The following is a 17,980-nucleotide window of genomic DNA, read 5'->3' as shown; positions in this document are numbered from 1 at the left end:
AAGTCTCTGCCTCTGCATAACTATTTATGACGTCCGGGTGAAGAGTCCGCCGCCTCCCGGACCGTCGGTGGCTCGACCTACGATGCCGGTATGCCGTCCCGTCGCCGAGTGCCCGTCGCCGCAGGTCACGCGGCACTCACCGCCTGGGTCGCCGACCCGGCCGCCAGCGACCGGACGACGACGGCGATGGCCGTGCGCTTCACCCTCGAGGAGCTCGGGATCCGCGCTCCCGGGCGCAGCGTCGAGGTGCGGGTGCCGCCCTTCGGGGTCGTCCAGTGCATCGAGGGGCTCCAGCACCGGCGCGGCACCCCGCCCAACGTCATCGAGACCGACGCCGACACCTGGCTCGGGCTCGCCGCGGGCACCCTCGACCCCGCCACGGCCGCCGGCGAGGGACGTCTGCGGGTCAGCGGCACGCGAGCCGACCTCACGGCATACCTGCCGTTGTTCGACGACTTCGAGAAGGTGACCTGACGTGCGACACGGGATCTCGATCCTCCCCGACCTGCCCTGGCGCGAGGCAGGTCCGCGATGGCGGGCCGTCGAGGAGATGGGCTTCGCGCACGCCTGGGTCTACGACCACCTCGTCTGGGGTGGGCTCCCGGACAGCACGTGGTTCCCCGCGGTGCCGACGCTCGCGGCGGCCGCCGGCGTGACCTCGACGATCGGGCTCGGCACCTTCGTCACGTCGCCGAACTTCCGCCACCCCTACGTCTTCGCGCGCGACGTCCTCGCCCTCGACGACCTGTCCGACGGGCGCTTCCTCTGCGGTCTCGGCACCGGTGGCGACCTCGACTCCGCCGTCCTGGGGGAGGCGCACCCGGTCAAGGCGCGCGTCGACCGCTTCCACGAGTACGTCCCGCTCCTCGACCGCCTCCTGCGCGAGGACCACGTCGACCACGACGGCGAGTGGTATGCCGTCCGCGACGCCCGCACGTTGCCGGGTCCGGTCCGCGACCGGGTGCCCTTCGTCGTGGCCGCCAACGGGCCCCGCTCGCTGCGGCTGGCTGCGCAGCACGGCCAAGGGTGGGTGACGACCGGCCCGGGCGGCGCCGAGACGGTGGACGCGTGGTGGGCCGGCGTGGCGGGGCTGGTCGAGAGGTTCGACGCCCTCGAGGGCACCGCCGGGATCGACCGCTACCTGCTGCTCGACGCCTCACCCCAGTTCTCGCTCGAGTCGGTCGGCGTCTACGAGGAGATGACGGGGCGCGCCGCCGCGCTCGGCTTCACCGACACGATCACCCACTGGCCACGACCCGAGGCCCCGTATGCCGGCTCGCTCGCGACGCTCGAAGCCGTCGCCTCCGGTGTCGTCGCCGCTGCCTCAGCGAAGTAGCGTGGTGCCCGTGAACCCCGAGATCCGCCGCCCCAACCACCTCCGTGTCCTCATCATCGGCGCCGTGGTGGGGTTCGCGCTCGGTGGCTTCCTCGGCGTCTACCGTGGGCTCGAGTCGTCGGCCCGCACGACCGCCGGTGAGTACTCCACCTCGACGTCCGTGGGCTACCTCGGCATCCTCGGCGCGATCGTCGTCGGGCTCCTCGCCGCCGGTGTCTCGGTGCTCGTCGAGACGCTCTCCGAACGCCGCAACCGCTGAGGTCCGGGCATGAGCGCCGAGGTGACGTCATGAGCCGCCGGCTCCGCATGGTCATCGGTGGCCTGCTCGTGGGCATCGGGCTGCTCTGGACCCTGCAGGGACTCGGTGTCGTGGGCGGCAGCGTCATGTCCGGCGTCACGCTCTGGGCGGTCATCGGTCCGGTCGTCGCCGTGCTCGGCCTGAGCCTCGCGCTGAGCGGCCGCCACCACACCTGAGTCCGGGCGCTGGGACTCCGGCGCCGGGCGCGCGTCAGTCGGCGCGCAGCGCTGCGACGGTCTCGCGCAGACCCTCGACCAGGGGGCGGCACTGCCAGACGAGGTCGCGCTCGGCCTTGGCCCGGGAGCCGGTGTAGCTCGCCAGCGAGGCCCGCAGCGACTCGGGGGAGTAGGTCGCGGGGACCGGCAGGACCTTGGCCACCGGCGTCATGGCCTTCTCGGTGAGCCGGATGAGGGTGGCCGGCACGCGCATCGGCCCCCTGGTGCCGGCGATGGTCGCCACCTGCTGGAGCACGCCCGCGAGGGTCGCCGGCTCGCCCGCGAGCATGTAGTCCTCGCCGGGGACGCCGCGCTCCATGGCGAGGACGTGCCCGCGTGCGACGTCGCCGACGTGCGCCCACATGAGGGTGCCGCCACCACCGGGCACCTGGACCCGTCGCCCGGCGACCACCTGGGCGAAGAGCTCGCCGACCTGCGAGGTGTCACCGGCGCCGTAGACGGCGCCGGGCATCACGGTGACGACAGGGAGCCCGCGGCGGAAGAGCTCGTGCGCGATCTCGTGCGCCTGCGCCTTGGTGCGGTCGTACTCCGTGAGGTGGTCACCGGTGTGCCGGTAGGTCTCGTCGCGCATCGCGCCGCCGGTGTCGGAGTTGATCGCCAGCGTGCTCGTGTAGACGGTCCTGGGCGTGCCCGCGCGCAGGGCCGCGGACAGCACGTTGCGGGTGCCCTCGACGTTGACCCGGCGGCCCGCGGAGGTGTCGCGGTCACCGAGGCGGTACCACCCGGCGACGTGGAACAGCCCGTCCGCGCCGTCGAGCAGCCGGTCGAGGGCCTCGTCCGAGTCGAGGTCGCCCTCGACGAGCTCCACCCCGAGGGCGGTCAGGGCGTCTGCCCTGCTCGGAGTCCGGACGAGGGCGACGACCTCGTGACCGGCCTCGACGAGCTGTCGGGTGAGTTCCCCACCGACGAACCCGGTGGCTCCCGTGAGTGCGTAGCGCATGACCGCCATTGTCCACCGCGGCCGGGCCGCCACGGGGGATCTTGGACCCGGGCCCGGCCCCGACGGGACCGGGCCCACCCGGGACCAGCCGGGACCAGCCTGGTCAGGTGAAGGAAAAGAGGGCCACCGGGTCGGAGGTCGGGTGCTCGGAGCCGTTCTCGGGCTCGAGCGTGATGCCGGCGCCGGTCGCGGTCCTGGCGTCGCCCTCGAGGGGCACCGTGACGGCGTGACCGGACGTGGGGATCATCCCGGCGCTCACCATGCCGCGGCCGGGCACGTCGAACCAGAGCTGGTAGGCCTTGCCCGACGGCGGGGTCGGCATGGCGTCGGCGAGGAAGACCGCCCGCCCGACGGCACGGCTCCGCACGAGCGTGATCTCGGAGGAGCCCATCGGCAGCTCGAGACGCTGGGCGTCGTCGGCCCGCAGGACCTGCTCGGTGGCGGTGAGCTGGCTGGGCGAGTCCTCCCAGGGCTGCCACGCGACACCACCGATGGTGATGACGGCTGCCGCCACGGCGGCGGCGAGCCACGGGCGCAGACCTCGTCGGTTGCGGCGGGCAGCGAGCTCGTCGCCGTCCGCCGGCGAACCGTCGACGGACGCGGTGGCGGGAAGGGACGCGAGCGGCTCGGCGGCCGCATCCGGCCCGTTCGACCCGGGGGGCGACGCGGCGGCGGGGGGCTCGAGCGGGGAGAGCTGGCGGGTCTGCGAGACCGCGGCCAGGACCGACGCGCGCAGCGCCGGCGGGGGAGCCAGCTCGACGTCGGAGGTGAGCGTGGCTGCCGCGGCCCGCAGCTCCGCGACCTCGGCGCGGCAGTCCGCGCACAGGTCGAGGTGGGTCTCGAAGGAGCGACGCTCGTCGTCGGTCACCGCATTGACGGCATACGCGCCGGCCAGGGCGTGCGTGTCTGGGTTCATGCCGTCACCTCCAAGGTGTCTCGAAGTCGAATGAGTCCGTCTCGGATCCGTGTCTTCGCGGTCCCGAGCGGGATGCCGAGGAGCGCTGCCACCTCGGTGTGCGTGTGGCCGCCGAGGTAGGCCAGCTCGACTGCGCCACGTTGCGTGTCGGTGAGCGTGGCCAGGGCCCTACGCACCCGTTGCTGGTCGAGGCGCACCTCGACCTTCTCGAGCGTCGAGTCGTGCTCGCGCTCGGTGGTCGTGACCTCGTAGGTCACCTCGCGCGCCTTGCTGGCCTCGGCCGAGCGGACCCGGTCGACGGCCTTGCGGTGCGCGATGGTGAGCATCCACGAGAGCGGTGACCCCTTGGCGGGGTCGAAGCGGGTGCAGTGCGTCCAGATGTCGAGGAACGCCTCCTGCGTGACCTCCTCGCTCTGCGCCCGGTCGCGGACGACCCGGACGACGAGACCGTGGAGCCGTGCGGCGGTGGCGTCGTAGAGCTCGGCGAACGCGCCCTCGTCGCCACGCGCCGACCGCGTCAGCAGGCTCCCGAGGTCCGGCCCCACGGCAGCGGTCGGCAAGGACTCATCTCCACTACCGACCGCTGCCATGATGACCATGATTGCCTACGTTCCCCTCGGGGTGCTCGCCGGTCAGGAAGCCGGGAGCAGAACGCCGTCGATGATGTAGACGGTGGCGTTGGCGGTCTGGACGTTGCCGCAGATGACCTTGGCCTCACCGACGGTGAAGTTCTCGCCACTGCCGGCGACGGTGATCGTGCCTCCGCCGAGGGTCTTGTGCTCACCCGCGAGCTTGTCGGGAGCGATCTTGCCCTCGACGACGTGGTTGGTGAGGACCTTGGTCAGCAGACCCTTGGGGTCGGCCATCGCGGAGTCCATCGTCGCCTTCGGGACGGCGGCGAACGCGTCGTTGGTCGGGGCGAAGACCGTGATCTCCGGGGCGTTGTTGAGCGTGTCGACGAGACCGGCGGACTTGACCGCGGTGACGAGGGTCGACAGGAGCGGGTTGGCGCTCGCGGCGGTGGCGACCGGGGCGGTCATCATGCCGTCGAAGGAGCCAGCGCCGGTGGCGGGCACCTGGCTGCAGGCCGCGCCGAAGGGCTTGTCCATCATCGCGTCGGACGGCGACTCGGAGGCGCTCGCGGACGGGCTCATGGACTCCGAGGTGGACGAGCTGGCCGCGGTGTCCGAGCTGGTGTCGTCCGAGCTGCCACAGGCCGCGAGGCCGAGGGGCAGGGCGAGGGCGAGGGCGAGGACTGCGGGGCGGTGCGTGAGCTTCATGATCGTCTCCTGTGTGGGGGTGGATGACAACCGTGATTCGGTGCTGCGTGCCAGGCGGATGGGTTCTCGTGCAACCTTTTCCAACTTTCTTCGTATGCCGTCCGCACCCTGTCCCGCCGGTCACGCAAAAAGCACTGTCCGGCCCGGAACATCTCCGGGCCGGACAGTGCGTGTGCCGGACCAGCCGGAACAGGTGAGGTGGTGGGGCGGTGACGAGGCGGTCGCGCCTCAGTCGACGAGGACGGGGATGGAGTGCCAGCCCGTAGCGCCGCGGGGGAAGGGCTCGGCGCGCTTGTCGGTCTGGACCGCACCGGTGAGGTCGGTGGCGCGGACGGTGAGCTCGTGCCGGCCCGCGGTCGCCTTCCACGGGAAGTACCACTGCCGCCAGTAGTCGACGTTGGCGTCGGGGCCGAGCGTGGCCTCCTGCCATGGGCCCTCGTCGATCCGGACCTCGACCTTGGCGATCCCGCGGCCTTGGGCCCAGGCGACACCGCCGATGACGTTCTCGCCGACCTTGAGGTTGGCCAGGCCGCGAGGGGTGTCGATCCTCGACTGGGTGAGGATCCGTCCGTCGATGGCCCAGTCGCGCTCGGTCCAGTAGGCCTTCTTGGCGGCGTACGTCGTCGCGGTGAGGCGCTCGAGCCACTTGGTCGAGCCGACGAAGCCGTAGAGACCGGGGGTCACGAGTCGCACGGGGTAGCCGTGGCGGCGGGGGAGCGGCTCGCCGTTCATGCCGATGGCGACCAACGCGTCGCGGTCGTCCATGAGCGCCTGGACCGGCGTCGAGATGGTCATGCCGTCGACGGACGTGCTGAGGATCTGGTCGGCGTCGTCGCGGACACCAGCCCGCTCGAGCAGCTGCCGCACCGGGACACCGAGCCAGCGGGCTCCGCCGATGTAGGGGCCGCCGACCTCGTTGCTCACGCAGCACATCGTGATGTCCTTCTCGACGAGGTCCATGCCCGAGAGCTCGGCGAAGTCGATGCTGAACGGCTTGTCGACGGACCCGTCGATGGTGAGCTTCCACGAGTCGACGTCGACCCGGGGGATCACGAGGGCGGTGTCGATGCGGTAGAAGTCCTTGTTGGGCGTGCGCCAGGGAGCGAGTCCCTTGACCTTGCCCTCGATGCCCGCCTGGAGCGGGGCGAGGGTCTGGGAGGGGGCGGGGAGCGTGATGGTCGACGGCGAGATGGCCTCGGCGGTGAGCTTCTGGCCGAGCGCACCGACGGCGGCGGCGCCGACCGCAGTCCCACCCGCGGCGAGGAGGAAGGTGCGTCGCCCGCTCGTGACGGGCTCGCCGGTCCCCCGCGCGTTGTGGTCGGTCGGGCTCTCGGGCCGTGCGGTCTGCGCGACCCCGGCGGCCTGCGCCTTGGGAATGCGTGAGAGCAGCAGGGCCAGGGCCCCGACACCGACGAGTCCGGTGACGAGGCCGGGGACGACGTCGAGCTGGCCGGCCGTGGGCCGGAGCACCGCGGCGGCAGCAGCGAGGGCCGCGAGGCCGACGATGACGAGCCGGCCGAGCAGGGGCCGCTTGCGGGACACGAGCCCGGCGACCGTCGCGAGCAGCAGGGTGACGACCGCGACGCTGCCGATGAGGATCGGCTTGTCGTTCGTCCCCATCGTGCGCACGGCCCACTCCTTGACGGGGGTGGGGGTCGCGTCGATGACCTGCGAGCCCACAGCGAGCACGGGCGAGGATTCGGGGGCGACGAGAGCGGCCACGAGGTGACCGGCCGCGGCACCGGCGGCCGCGGCGAGGAGGCCGCTGACGGCATACGGCCAGCGGGGTTGCGACGGAGGAACGGGAGCGTCCATGCCAAGCCATTCGGAGCGGTGCCCGCGACGGATGGGTCCGCAGGGCGGCACCGCGGTCGGGGTCCCGCGAGATCGTGGGACACTGGGAGTGTGGCACGCGGAGACGGACGACTGACCCACGACCTCATGCCCGGCGAGAAGGGCCCCCAGGACGCCTGTGGCGTGTTCGGGGTCTGGGCTCCCGGCGAGGACGTCGCCAAGCTGACCTACTACGGGCTCTACGCCCTGCAGCACCGCGGGCAGGAGTCCGCCGGCATCGCCGCGAGCGACGGTCGCCGCCTCCTCGTCTACAAGGACATGGGGCTCGTCTCACAGGTCTTCGACGAGCGGTCGCTCGGCTCGCTCAAGGGTCACCTCGCGATCGGGCACTGCCGCTACTCGACCACCGGCGCCTCCACCTGGGAGAACGCCCAGCCCACGCTCGGCGGTCATGACGGCGGCACCCTCGCCCTGGCCCACAACGGCAACCTCATCAACTCGGCCGAGCTGCGCGACCTCGTCGACGAGGCCACCGGCGAGGCCCGCCACCGCGGTGAGATCGGCCGCGGCAACACGACCGACACCGCGCTCGTCACCGCCCTGCTCACCGCCGACCCCGACCGGACCGTCGAGGACGCCGCCCTCGAGGTCCTGCCCAAGCTGCGCGGGGCCTTCTGCTTCGTCTTCATGAACGAGCACACCCTGTATGCCGCCCGCGACCCGCAGGGGATCCGTCCCCTCGTCCTGGGTCGCCTCGAGCGGGGCTGGGTCGTCGCGTCCGAGACGGCGGCGCTCGACATCGTCGGTGCGTCGTTCATCCGCGAGGTCGAGCCCGGCGAGCTCATCGCCATCGACGAGGACGGGCTGCGCTCGCAGCGCTTCGCCGAGACCGACCGCAAGGGCTGCGTCTTCGAGTACGTCTACCTCGCGCGACCGGACACCACCATCAACGGCCGTGTCGTCCACGAGGCCCGGGTCGAGATGGGCCGCACCCTCGCGCGCGAGCACCCCGTCGAGGCCGATCTCGTCATGCCGACGCCGGAGTCGGGCACGCCGGCAGCGATCGGCTACGCGCAGGAGTCGGGCATCCCCTACGGGCAGGGCCTGGTCAAGAACGCCTACGTCGGCCGCACGTTCATCGCACCGTCCCAGACGATCCGCCAGCTCGGCATCCGGCTCAAGCTCAACCCGCTGCGCGAGGTCATCAAGGGCAAGCGCCTCATTGTCGTCGACGACTCGATCGTGCGGGGCAACACCCAGCGGGCGCTCGTCCGGATGCTGCGTGAGGCCGGGGCGGCAGAGGTGCACGTCCGCATCTCGTCGCCGCCGGTGCGCTGGCCCTGCTTCTACGGCATCGACTTCGCGACCCGGGCCGAGCTCATCGCCACGGGCATCGGGGTCGAGGAGGTCTGCAACTCGATCGGCGCCGACTCGCTCGGCTACATCTCCGAGGAGGGGATGATCGCGGCGACCGAGCAGGAGCCCGAGCGGCTGTGCTCGGCGTGCTTCACCGGGACCTACCCGATCGAGCTCCCGTCCTCGGACCGTCTCGGCAAGGGGCTGCTCGAGCTCGAGTTCCCCGTCGACGAGGGCATCACCGACGCGACCGAGACCGGCACCCTCGACGTCGACCGCGTGTCGGTCACCGCATCGGGCGGGGCGGCCGAGGCCGTCCGCCGTCCCTGACCCTAGGCTGGCCGACGTGAGTGACCAGGGCGAACAGATCACCTATGCCGCGGCCGGAGTCGACGTCGAGGCGGGTGACAAGGCCGTCGAGCTCATGAAGGCCGACGTGCGCCGGGCGACCCGACCCGAGGTCCTCGGGGGGCTCGGTGGCTTCGCGGGCATGTTCGACGCCAGCGCGATCGCCCGGATGGAGCGCCCGGTCCTCGCGACGAGCACCGACGGGGTCGGCACCAAGGTCGCCATCGCCCAGGCGCTCGACAAGCACGACACGATCGGCTTCGACCTCGTCGGCATGGTCGTCGACGACATCGTCGTCTGTGGCGCCGAACCGCTCTTCATGACCGACTACATCGCGACCGGCAAGGTCGTCCCCGAGCGCATCGCCGCCATCGTCGGTGGCATCGCCCGGGCCTGCGAGCAGGCCGGTGTCGCCCTCGTGGGAGGCGAGACGGCCGAGCACCCGGGCCTGCTCGACCCCGACGAGTACGACGTCGCGGGCGCCGCCACCGGTGTCGTCGAGCACGCCGACGTCCTCGGCCCGCAGCGCGTGCAGCCGGGTGACGTCGTGCTCGGGATTGCGAGCTCGGGCCTGCACTCCAACGGCTACTCGCTCGTCCGCAAGGTGGTCGCCCACGCCGGCTGGCAGCTCGACCGGCACGTCGACGAGTTCGGCCGCACGCTCGGCGAGGAGCTGCTCGAGCCCACCCACGTCTACTCGCTCGACCTGCTCGAGCTCATCCGCACCGACGGCATCGACCTGCACGCGCTGTCGCACGTCACCGGTGGAGGGCTCGCGGCCAACCTCGCCCGCGTCCTCCCGAGCCAGGTCTTCGCCCGCGTCGACCGCTCGACGTGGACGCCGCCCCCGGTCTTCTCGACCGTCCAGCGACTCGGCCAGGTCCCGCAGGCCGACATCGAGCGCACCCTCAACATGGGGGTCGGCTTCGTGGCGATGCTGCCCGCCGACCAGGTCGACCTCGCCGTCCGCACCCTCGCCGGCCGCGGCCTGACCGCGTGGACGATGGGTGAGGTCACGGCGCTCGAGAGTGCCCGGGTCGAGGACGGCATCGAGGTCGTCCAAGGCGCCAAGGGCGTCGACGGCGGCTCGGTCCAGGTCGTCGGTTCGCACCCGGCCTGAGCAGCCGACCTCAGGACACGGGGCGGCGGTGGCGTCCATCATCTGAGGGTGACCGTCGCGATCGACCCGAGCCCCGTCCCCACCGCACCGCGCGTGGCCCGGCGTTGGTCGGTCGGCGTCCTCGCGCTCGCGACGGTCGTGCTCGCGGCCTACCTGGCCCTCGTCGTCGTGGCCGCGTGGCTCGTCGGCTCCACGATCGAGGCGATCGCGGCGCGTGACGTCGGGTCGGTCGACGTCGGTGGTCTCGCCGTCAGCACGATCCCCGGCCTCGTCGGCGGGTGGGGTGTCGGGCTGGGTGCCGCGGCGCTGCTGGCGCGCGGGGAGGCGGTGGCTGCGAGGGCGGTCGGCGTCACGGCAGGGCTGCTCGGTGTGGTCGTCGGCGCCGTCGTGCTCGCGGTCACCGGCGTCCTCTGAGCCAAGGACGCCCGGGCTCAGACGATCGTCACCTGCGGGGCGAACATGCTCATCGCGCCGAGCGCCTGCTCGTGCATCGCGAGGGTCGACCCGGCGCAGGCTTGGGCCACGACGCGCACGCTCGCACCCGCATCGGCTGCCGGCAGCGCGGTGGAGATGACGCAGCAGTCGGTGGCGACACCGGCGAGCGCGAGCCTCGGCTGCTCACCGATGACCGCGCGCAGCCCCCGCGTCCACTTGCCGAACGTCGGCTCGGTGACGACGTGGTCGGCGAGGTCCACGAGCTCGGGCACCACGGCATACAGGGGGTCCGTCCCCGGGACGAGCGCGAACTGCCAGTCGTCGTAGTAGTCGGCCCATGACCCGCCGAGCCCCGGGTCCGCGACGAACCGCGTCACGACGACCCGACCCTCGTATGCCGTCGCGAGACGACCGATGCGCGGCACCGTCTCCGCCCACATCGGTGAGCCCCACGGGCTGGTCGCGGGGTCGGCGAAGACGGCCTGGGGGTCGATGACGACGAGCCACTCGTCCTCGAGCGGCTCGACCTCGTCGACGGGCACGGTCGGGAGGGCTCCCGCGGTGCTCACGCGGACTGCTCCTGGCGAGTGACCTTCCCACGGCGCGCGACATAGGTGACGACGAACGAGAGCACGAGGGCGAGCAGGACGCCGAGGTTGGCGTAGGCGAACGTGCCCTCCCAGTACGAGCCGGCCGGGTCCTCGACGAACGTGCCGAGACCGAGCGGGTCGAGGAGGAAGCCCTGCCAGTTGTTCCAGGTCGCGTCGTCGGCGAAGTTGTTGACCACGAGGCCCCAGCCGAGCACCGAGGCGACGACCATCGTCCCGATCGACACCCAGTCGAAGGCGCCGTAGCGGCCGGAGGAGTCGAACAGGGCGTCGTCGTCGTAGTCGCGTTTGCGCAGCGCGATGTCGGCGATCATGATCCCCGCCCACGAGGCGAGCGGCACGCCCAGGGTGATGAGGAAGGACTGGAACGGGTTGATGAAGCTCTGGGCGACGAAGACGACGTAGAACGTGCCGAGGGTGAGGATGACGCCGTCGACGAGGGCCGCCATCGGGCGGGGGATCCGCACGCCGAGCGAGAGCAGGGTGAGTCCGGACGAGTAGATGCCGAGGACGGCGCCCGAGACGAGCGAGAGGATCGCGGCGAGGAGGAAGGGCACGAGCACCCACGTGGGCAGCAGGGTGGCGAGGGTGCCGATCGGGTCCGCGCCGATGCCCGTGAGGACGTCCTTGTCGGAGCCGGCGAGGGCGAGGCCGTAGCAGACCAGCAGGGCCGGGGCGAGGGCCCCGCCGAAGGTGTTCCAGCCGACGATGGCGGCACCGCTGGCATCGCGGCGCTGGTAGCGGGACCAGTCAGCGGCGATGTTGATCCAGCCGAGGCCGAAGCCGGTCATGACGAGGACGAGGGCGCCGATGACCGCGCCGATGTCGCCCGAGGGCAGGCTCGAGACCGCCGACCAGTCGACGTGCTGGACGGTCATGGCGACGTAGAGCAGCGTGATGGCGCCGGTGACCCACGTGAGGACCGACTGCATCCGCATGATGACGTGGTAGCCCGCGACGGCCGCGAGGACGATCATCGCTGCGACGACGATGGCGGCGATGACCTTGGTCGTGGTCCCCCCACCCCAGCCGAGGCGGTCGAAGATCGTCGCGGTCGCGAGGACGGCGAGAATCGCGAGGAACGTCTCCCAGCCGATCGAGGTGAGCCAGGAGATGACGCCCGGCACCTTCTGTCCCTTGACCCCGAAGGCGGCGCGCGAGAGCACCATGGTCGGCGCCGAGCCCCGCTTGCCGGCGAGGGCGATGATGCCGCAGAGGGCGAACGACACGACCACGCCCACGACGGTCACGGCGACGGCCTGCCAGAAGGAGATGCCGAAGCCGAGCACGAAGGCGGCGTAGGAGATGCCGAACACCGACACGTTGGCGGCGAACCAGGGCCAGAAGAGGTCGCGAGGGGCCGCGGTGCGGGCCGACTCGTCGATGATCTCGATGCCGGTGGTCTCGACGCCGAGCCGCTTGGCGGCGTCGGCAGTGCGCACGTCAGTCATGCCCGTGAGCATGTCAGATACCGGGTCGGCATCAGGCACACGGCGCACGGTGTCATGCGCAGAAGGGACGAGCGATCAGGAGGACGTCAACGACGCCCGCTGGCCCACTTGTCGTAGTCGTCGTCCTCGTCGCTGTCGGACTCGGCGACCCGAGTCGACGGCAGCGAGGGTGCGCTCCCGTGGAGTTCGCGCTCAAGCGAGCTCAGGTCGGTGTCGGGGCTGTAGTACTTGAGCTCCCGTGCCACCTTGGTCTGCTTGGCTTTTGCTCGGCCGCGCCCCATGGCGAGACCCCCTTGTGCGTCTGCCGGGCGACATACCCGATGGGACGGCCCCGAAGGGGGTCATCCCAAGCAAGCTGTGGTCCCGGGAATCGTGTGTGTGTCGTGGGGTCAACGCTACATCAGCCCGGGGTGTTTCCGCGCACGGGTCGGCGTCGCGGGACCGTGTCCGCAGAGAATGTTCACCGTGGGCGCAACGAGAGCCCGATCAGCGGCGTATGCCGTGTGCCCACCTCGGGAGGTGGGCACACGGCATACGTGCGTGCAGCCGGTGGGGGCGGGGGTCAGCGCTGGGGGAGCCAGATCGTCGAGGACCCGGCGGCCATGCGCTTCTCAGCGATGTGGTCGGCCGCGGCGGCCGGGCTCTCGCCACGCTCGTCTGCGGTCTCGAGGACCTCGAGGGTGTGCTCGAAGATCGCGGTCGCGCCCCGCTTGGCGCGGTCGAAGTCGAAGCCGAGGAGCTCGTCGCTCACCTGGATGACGCCGCCGGCGTTGACGAGGAAGTCGGGGCAGTAGGTGATGCCGCGGGCGACGAGTCGGTCGGCGGTCCCGCCGTCACCCTCGGTCACGAGCTGGTTGTTGGCGCCACCGCAGACGATGCGGGCCCTGAGGACGTCGACGGTGTCGTCGTCGAGCGCGCCACCGAGGGCGCAGGGGGCGTAGACGTCGATGTCGCTGCGGACGAGGGCGGCAACGTCGCCGACGACCTCGATGCCGGGGTGGGTCGCGGTGAGGGCCTCGACGGCGGCCGCGTTGACGTCGGTGACGACGACCTCGGCGCCGTCCTCGACGAGGTGGCCCGCGAGGATCCGGCCGACCTTGCCGACACCGGCGATGCCGACGCGGCGCCCCTTGAGCGTGGGCTCGCCCCAGAGGTGCTGGGCCGCAGCGCGCATGCCCTGGAAGACGCCGAACGCGGTGAGGACCGATGAGTCACCCGCGCCGCCGTTCTCGGGTGAACGACCGGTGGCGAAGCGCGTCGTCTCGGCGACGACGTCCATGTCCTGCACGTAGGTGCCCACGTCGCACGCCGTGACGTAGCGACCGCCGAGGCTCTCGACGAACCGGCCGAACGCGCGCAGCAGCTCGGGGGTCTTGTCGGTGCTCGGGTCGCCGATGATCACGGCCTTGCCGCCACCGTGGGGGATGCCCGCCACGGCGTTCTTGTAGGACATGCCGCGCGAGAGCCGCAGGACGTCGGCGAGGGCCTCGTCGTGGCTGGCGTACGGATAGAACCGCGTGCCGCCGAGCGCCGGGCCGAGCGACGTGTCGTGGATCGAGATGATCGCGCGCAGTCCGGACTGCGGGTCGGAGCAGAGGACGACCTGTTCGTGTCCGGAGGTGTCGAGCGGGTCGTGGGCGGCGGCTACCGGGGCGGTGACGGACGACGCGGTCACGGTGGTGACTCCTTTGTCAGGGTGGGGCTGCGAGATGGTGCAGCGGGTGCTCGGCGTGGGTCTCACGCACGCCTACAGGCTAGTCGCGCCGCCGGGGACCGTCCGCCGCGTCCACCCGTGGCCCCACGGGGTGCAGCCGCGCCACGGGGATCGTCCGCCCGGAGCGCTTCTCGTACTTCTCGACGCCCGGGATCTGCGCCCGGACGGTGGACAGCCACACGGTGTCGCGGTCCGACCCCTCGAGCACCTCGGGGCGCACCCGCTGGGCCCGGGTCCCGATCTCGATCGTGGCCTCGTCGGTCTCGCGCAGGTTGCGGAACCAGTCCGGCTCGGTGGTGGAGCCACTGCCCGTGCCCCACACGAGGTAGGCCCCGCCGTCCTCGAGGTAGCGCACCATGGTCGAGCGCGGAAGCCCGGTGCGGCGCCCCGGCGAGGTGAGCATGAGGACGCCCCCGACCTTGCCGCCGCCGTCGAGACGCCCCCGGAACGCCCGGTGCATCCACACGCCGATCGCATTGCCGCGGGCCATCATCGAGCGGGACATCACCATGACCGGCACCTCCTGAGCCCAGAGTCCGCCGGCGCTCCGGCGCGGTCAATGGGTGGTGTGGGCCAGCCTCCTGCTCACCCCTCGACGCCGGTGGACCCGTGCGGCTCACCGACCGGCTTGGACTCGGGCGACCCCCGCTCGCGCAGGTAGATCGAGAAGACCACCATCGTCGCCACGGCGAGGAACTCCGACTGCCAGTTCTGCAGGGTCCGGCTCCAGAAGTCGGGGTCGAGGGCGTACTGGCCCCAGCCCTCCGGCGCCTTGAGGTCGCGGATGAGCTCGGAGTTGTGGGAGGCGTGGCCGGCGATGAACTGGGCGCTCCACGAGCCGACGAAGATCACGAGCATGGTGAGCCCGAGCGAGTGCGAGTACACCGATCGCCGCCACCCGTCGACGACGGCCCACCTCGGCGAGTCGGGCTGCGCCCAGCGCCCGACCTTCTGGTCCTCGTCGCTCTCCCTGCCGGTCTTGTCCAGGGGCTTGGACTCCGGTGAGCCCTTCTGGACGAACCACACGGTGAGCAGGATGAAGAGCAGGAACTGGAGGTACTCGGACTGCCAGTTCTCGGCGATGTCGACGGCGAAGCTCGAGGACGTGAGGTACTCGCCGAGGCCGATCGTCTGCAGCCCCTTGTCGCGGGCGTCGCCGTTGACGCCGGCCAGCCCCCAGAGCGCCTGCCCGACGAGGGCCATGAGCAGGAGCCCGCCGAACACGAGGGCGAGCCCGTGGTCGCGCAGCCGCCTCATCGGGCCAGCACCCCCATCGCAAGGCACCACGCGAGCCCGAACACGATGAAGAGCATCCACCCGACGAAGGACCACCGCATCCCGCTCACCGTCCTTCGATCGTGCAGTCGTAGGGGAGGTCCTCGCCGCGGGGCTTGCACCCGGCAGCGGTGACCCGCCAGCCGTCGTCGAACCTGGCAAGGAAGAGGGTCTGGTCGGCCCACCGGACCATGGCGTCGCGCCCGTAGACCTGGATGGTCGGCGGCGTCGAGGCGATGTCTCCCTTCGGGGCGGCCGCGGACACGGCGTCGCCGCAGTCCTCGTCGTCGGACCTCAGCTGGTCGAGCGTCGCGGGGGCGAGGAGGTCGCACCCGGACTGGGGTGCGGAGGCAGCGGCAGCGAGGAACGTCGTGGCGGTGTCACCGACCGCGTCGTCCTCGGCGGAGCCGCGGCCCGCGCAGCCGGTGAGGAGCAGCGTGGCGGCGAGCGGAAGCGCGACGAGCCGGGCCGGCATACGGCATCCGTGCAGGTGGGAGGGCACGAATCCACTATGGCACCGGCATGGGAGAGGATGGCGGCATGCGCATCGGCTACAAGGCTTCGGCAGAGCAGTTCGCCCCTTCCGAGCTGGCGGGCTACGCCGTCCTCGCCGAGGAGCTGGGACTGGACTCGGTGACGATCTCTGATCACTTCCAGCCCTGGCGGCTCGAGGGCGGTCACGCCCCGAACTCGATCGCGTGGCTGTCGTGGGTCGCGGCACGCACCGAGAGGGTGCTGCTCGGCACCTCGGTGATGACGCCGACCTACCGCTACAACCCGGCGGTCGTCGCGCAGACGTTCGCGACGCTCGGCTGCCTCGCACCGGGGCGGATCATGCTCGGCGTCGGGACCGGTGAGGCGCTCAACGAGGTCGCCGTCGGCTCGGTGCCCGAGAGTGGCTGGCCCGAGTTCAAGGAGCGGTTCGCGCGGCTGCGCGAGTCGGTGACGCTCATGCGTGAGCTGTGGACGCAGGAGTCGGTGACCTTCGAGGGTGAGTACTACCGGACCGAGGACGCGCGGATCTTCGACCGCCCGGACGAGCCCGTGCCCGTCTACGTCGCCGCGGGCGGCCCGCTCGTCGCCCGGTATGCCGGCCGGTCCGGTGACGGCTTCATCTGCACCTCGGGCAAGGGGCGCGAGCTCTATGCCGACAAGCTGCTGCCCGCCGTCGCCGAGGGCACGGCGAAGGCCGGCAAGGAGCCCGGCTCGGTCGACCGGATGATCGAGATCAAGCTCTCGTGGGACCCGGACGCCGACCGCGCGCTCGAGAACACCCGCTTCTGGGCGCCGCTGTCGCTCACCGCCGAGCAGAAGCACTCGATCCACAGTCCCGCCGAGATGGAGAAGGCCGCCGACGAGCTGCCCATCGAGCAGGTCGCGCAGCGCTGGATCGTCGCGTCGGAGCCGGAGGACGTCGTCGCGGCGGTCAAGGAGTACACCGACCTCGGATTCGACCACCTCGTCTTCCACGGCCCGGGCGGCGACCAGGAGCGCTTCCTGCGGACCTTCACCGAGCAGGTCGTGCCGGGCCTGCGGGAGCTCACCGTGGGGTCGCCGGCATGAGCGCCGTCGTGACCGCTGCCGCCGCTGCCACCGCGGTCAGCTCGACCGAGCTCGACGTCGCCTCCCTCGTCATCCGCCTCGCGCTCGGCCCGATGCTCGTCCTGCACGGGCTCAACAAGGTGCAGGGTGGGCTGGCCGGCACGGCGGGGTGGTTCGAGTCCCTCGGGCTGCGGCCCGGCTGGCTGCACGCCCGCGTCGCGGCCTTCACCGAGATGGGGGCGGGGGTCATCGTCACCCTCGGCCTGCTCAACGCGCTCGGCGCGATGGCGTTCGTCGGCCTCATGACGGTCGCCGCGCTCACCGACCACCGGGGCAAGGGCTACTTCATCTTCAAGGGTGGCTGGGAGTACGTCGTGCTCGTCGCGATCGTCGCCGTCGCCCTCGCGGTGCTCGGGCCCGGGCGCTGGTCGCTCGACAACGCGCTCGGTCTGGACCTCGCCGGGCTCGGCTGGGGCGCCCTCGCCCTCGTCGGTGGTGTGCTCGCCGCGGCGGGGCTGCTCGCGACGTCGTACCGCCCCAACGAGAGCAAGGCGACCGCATGAGCGAGGCGTCGGTCGTCGTGCGCACCGACGGGGCCGTCGGCCACGTCATGCTGGCCGCACCGGACCGCCTCAACGCCGTCGACGTCGCGATGCTCGACGCCGCCGCAGCCGGGGTGCGCTCGCTCGACGCCGACCCGGCCGTGCGCGTCATCGTCCTCTCGGGTGAGGGCCGGGCGTTCTGTGCCGGCGCGGACCTCTCCGTCCACCTCGACGAGGGCGACCTCGACGGGACGCTGCGCGGGGTCGGAGCCGTGAGCCGGGCGGTGATCGAGGCCGGGACGCCCGTCCTGGCGCTCGTCCCCGGGGTGGCTGCCGGCGCCGGGCTGTCGATGGCCCTCGCCGCCGACTACGTCCTCGTCGCAGACGACGCCAGGCTCGTCCTCGCCTTCGGCGCACTGGGACTCATGCCCGACGGTGGCGCGACGGCGCTCGTCGTGGCCAACATCGGCCGGGCGCGAGCGCTGCGACTCGCCCTGACCGGCGAGAAGCTGTCCGGTGCCGTTGCAGCCCAGTGGGGCCTGGTCTCGGAGTCCGTTGCGGCAGAGGAGTTCTCGGCCCGCGCCGAGGCATTGACGTCGCACCTCGCGGCGCTGGCCCCACGAGGGACGGCGCTCACCGCCGCGGCGATCACCGCGGCCGCGCTCGACCTTGACGCGACGATCGAGCGTGAGGAGTCCGGGCAGCACGACCTCCTGCGCACCCCCGACTTCGTCGAGGGGCTCACGGCCTTCCGTGAGAAGCGACGACCGACCTTCGGCGCGTGAGCAC

Annotated in this window: 22 protein-coding genes; 10 read left to right on the top strand and 12 right to left on the bottom strand. The window is 71.8% G+C overall.

From position 1 onward, the window contains the following. Window positions 1-90 precede the first annotated feature (90 nt). The 4 genes from KLO01_RS04345 to KLO01_RS04330 are packed head-to-tail and all read left to right on the top strand — an operon-like array spanning window position 91 to window position 1,810. Window positions 91-474 carry a sterol carrier family protein gene (locus KLO01_RS04345; RefSeq protein ID WP_147062426.1) on the top strand — a complete coding sequence of 128 codons (384 nt, stop codon included), beginning with the start codon at window positions 91-93 and terminating at the stop codon, window positions 472-474. Window position 475: 1 nt separating this feature from the next. After that, complete coding sequence (locus KLO01_RS04340; protein ID WP_147062424.1) at window positions 476-1,336, top strand: LLM class flavin-dependent oxidoreductase; 861 nt, start codon at window positions 476-478, stop codon at window positions 1,334-1,336. 10 nt (window positions 1,337-1,346) lie between these two features. After that, window positions 1,347-1,595 (top strand): hypothetical protein, encoded by a 249-nt coding sequence (locus tag KLO01_RS04335; RefSeq protein ID WP_147062422.1) that lies wholly within the window; start codon window positions 1,347-1,349, stop codon window positions 1,593-1,595. 29 nt (window positions 1,596-1,624) lie between these two features. Further along, complete coding sequence (locus KLO01_RS04330) at window positions 1,625-1,810, top strand: hypothetical protein (protein WP_147062419.1); 186 nt, start codon at window positions 1,625-1,627, stop codon at window positions 1,808-1,810. 34 nt (window positions 1,811-1,844) lie between these two features. On the opposite strand, the gene KLO01_RS04325 is transcribed toward KLO01_RS04330, so the two are convergent. The 5 genes from KLO01_RS04325 to KLO01_RS04305 all read right to left on the bottom strand — a co-directional run bounded on the left by KLO01_RS04325 (window position 1,845) and on the right by KLO01_RS04305 (window position 6,821). Further along, entirely contained in the window at window positions 1,845-2,810 is a 966-nt protein-coding gene (locus tag KLO01_RS04325; protein WP_186827899.1) for an NAD-dependent epimerase/dehydratase family protein, read from the bottom strand. A gap of 103 nt (window positions 2,811-2,913) precedes the next feature. Further along, window positions 2,914-3,726, bottom strand: a complete 813-nt coding sequence (locus KLO01_RS04320) for an anti-sigma factor (protein WP_147062415.1) — start codon at window positions 3,724-3,726, stop codon at window positions 2,914-2,916. Next, a complete protein-coding gene (sigK, locus tag KLO01_RS04315; RefSeq protein WP_186827898.1) occupies window positions 3,723-4,325 on the bottom strand; it encodes an ECF RNA polymerase sigma factor SigK in 603 nt (200 codons plus the stop codon). The genes KLO01_RS04320 and sigK overlap by 4 nt, the downstream gene beginning before the upstream one ends. 33 nt (window positions 4,326-4,358) lie before the next feature. After that, window positions 4,359-5,006 (bottom strand): fasciclin domain-containing protein, encoded by a 648-nt coding sequence (locus KLO01_RS04310; protein ID WP_147062413.1) that lies wholly within the window; start codon window positions 5,004-5,006, stop codon window positions 4,359-4,361. 228 nt (window positions 5,007-5,234) lie between these two features. Continuing rightward, window positions 5,235-6,821 carry a molybdopterin-dependent oxidoreductase gene (locus KLO01_RS04305; protein ID WP_147062411.1) on the bottom strand — a complete coding sequence of 529 codons (1,587 nt, stop codon included), beginning with the start codon at window positions 6,819-6,821 and terminating at the stop codon, window positions 5,235-5,237. Between the two features lie 90 nt (window positions 6,822-6,911). Here KLO01_RS04305 and purF point away from each other — a divergent pair, with 90 nt between their 5' ends. From purF to KLO01_RS04290, 3 genes are read left to right on the top strand one after another with little or no spacing between them, the layout of a single operon-like run. After that, window positions 6,912-8,486 carry an amidophosphoribosyltransferase gene (gene purF, locus KLO01_RS04300; protein ID WP_147062409.1) on the top strand — a complete coding sequence of 525 codons (1,575 nt, stop codon included), beginning with the start codon at window positions 6,912-6,914 and terminating at the stop codon, window positions 8,484-8,486. Between the two features lie 16 nt (window positions 8,487-8,502). Further along, the gene (purM, locus tag KLO01_RS04295) at window positions 8,503-9,624 is read left to right on the top strand and encodes a phosphoribosylformylglycinamidine cyclo-ligase (protein ID WP_147062407.1); all 1,122 of its coding nucleotides are present in this window, start codon (window positions 8,503-8,505) and stop codon (window positions 9,622-9,624) included. Window positions 9,625-9,672: 48 nt separating this feature from the next. Continuing rightward, window positions 9,673-10,038: a hypothetical protein gene (locus tag KLO01_RS04290; protein ID WP_147062406.1), complete on the top strand. Its 366-nt coding sequence runs from the start codon at window positions 9,673-9,675 to the stop codon at window positions 10,036-10,038. 17 nt (window positions 10,039-10,055) lie between these two features. Here the strand turns inward: KLO01_RS04290 and KLO01_RS04285 are convergent, their stop codons facing one another. From KLO01_RS04285 to KLO01_RS04255, 7 genes are all read right to left on the bottom strand, one after another. Then, the gene (locus tag KLO01_RS04285) at window positions 10,056-10,628 is read right to left on the bottom strand and encodes a cysteine hydrolase family protein (RefSeq protein ID WP_246136042.1); all 573 of its coding nucleotides are present in this window, start codon (window positions 10,626-10,628) and stop codon (window positions 10,056-10,058) included. Then, window positions 10,625-12,118 carry a purine-cytosine permease family protein gene (locus KLO01_RS04280; RefSeq protein WP_246136041.1) on the bottom strand — a complete coding sequence of 498 codons (1,494 nt, stop codon included), beginning with the start codon at window positions 12,116-12,118 and terminating at the stop codon, window positions 10,625-10,627. Before KLO01_RS04280 ends, KLO01_RS04285 begins: the two co-directional genes overlap by 4 nt. Before the next feature lie 86 nt (window positions 12,119-12,204). Then, complete coding sequence (locus KLO01_RS04275; RefSeq protein ID WP_147062404.1) at window positions 12,205-12,399, bottom strand: DUF3073 domain-containing protein; 195 nt, start codon at window positions 12,397-12,399, stop codon at window positions 12,205-12,207. A gap of 281 nt (window positions 12,400-12,680) precedes the next feature. Continuing rightward, complete coding sequence (locus KLO01_RS04270; RefSeq protein WP_147062402.1) at window positions 12,681-13,793, bottom strand: Glu/Leu/Phe/Val family dehydrogenase; 1,113 nt, start codon at window positions 13,791-13,793, stop codon at window positions 12,681-12,683. 79 nt (window positions 13,794-13,872) lie between these two features. Continuing rightward, window positions 13,873-14,343 (bottom strand): nitroreductase/quinone reductase family protein, encoded by a 471-nt coding sequence (locus KLO01_RS04265; RefSeq protein ID WP_147062400.1) that lies wholly within the window; start codon window positions 14,341-14,343, stop codon window positions 13,873-13,875. Window positions 14,344-14,417: 74 nt separating this feature from the next. After that, on the bottom strand, window positions 14,418-15,089 hold the full coding sequence (locus KLO01_RS04260) for a DUF6766 family protein (protein WP_147062398.1): 672 nt from the start codon (window positions 15,087-15,089) through the stop codon (window positions 14,418-14,420). Between the two features lie 85 nt (window positions 15,090-15,174). Beyond that, window positions 15,175-15,609, bottom strand: a complete 435-nt coding sequence (locus KLO01_RS04255; protein WP_147062396.1) for a hypothetical protein — start codon at window positions 15,607-15,609, stop codon at window positions 15,175-15,177. A gap of 38 nt (window positions 15,610-15,647) precedes the next feature. Here KLO01_RS04255 and fgd point away from each other — a divergent pair, with 38 nt between their 5' ends. The 3 genes from fgd to KLO01_RS04240 are packed head-to-tail and all read left to right on the top strand — an operon-like array spanning window position 15,648 to window position 17,976. Then, entirely contained in the window at window positions 15,648-16,670 is a 1,023-nt protein-coding gene (fgd, locus tag KLO01_RS04250) for a glucose-6-phosphate dehydrogenase (coenzyme-F420) (protein WP_246136040.1), read from the top strand. After that, window positions 16,667-17,212 carry a DoxX family protein gene (locus tag KLO01_RS04245; protein WP_147062392.1) on the top strand — a complete coding sequence of 182 codons (546 nt, stop codon included), beginning with the start codon at window positions 16,667-16,669 and terminating at the stop codon, window positions 17,210-17,212. The genes fgd and KLO01_RS04245 overlap by 4 nt, the downstream gene beginning before the upstream one ends. Beyond that, window positions 17,209-17,976, top strand: a complete 768-nt coding sequence (locus KLO01_RS04240) for an enoyl-CoA hydratase/isomerase family protein (protein ID WP_147062390.1) — start codon at window positions 17,209-17,211, stop codon at window positions 17,974-17,976. Before KLO01_RS04245 ends, KLO01_RS04240 begins: the two co-directional genes overlap by 4 nt. Window positions 17,977-17,980 lie beyond the last annotated feature (4 nt).

This window comes from Knoellia locipacati (assembly GCF_007992835.1).
Lineage (GTDB): Bacteria > Actinomycetota > Actinomycetes > Actinomycetales > Dermatophilaceae > Knoellia > Knoellia locipacati.
This window is presented reverse-complemented; position numbering and strand designations above follow the sequence as displayed.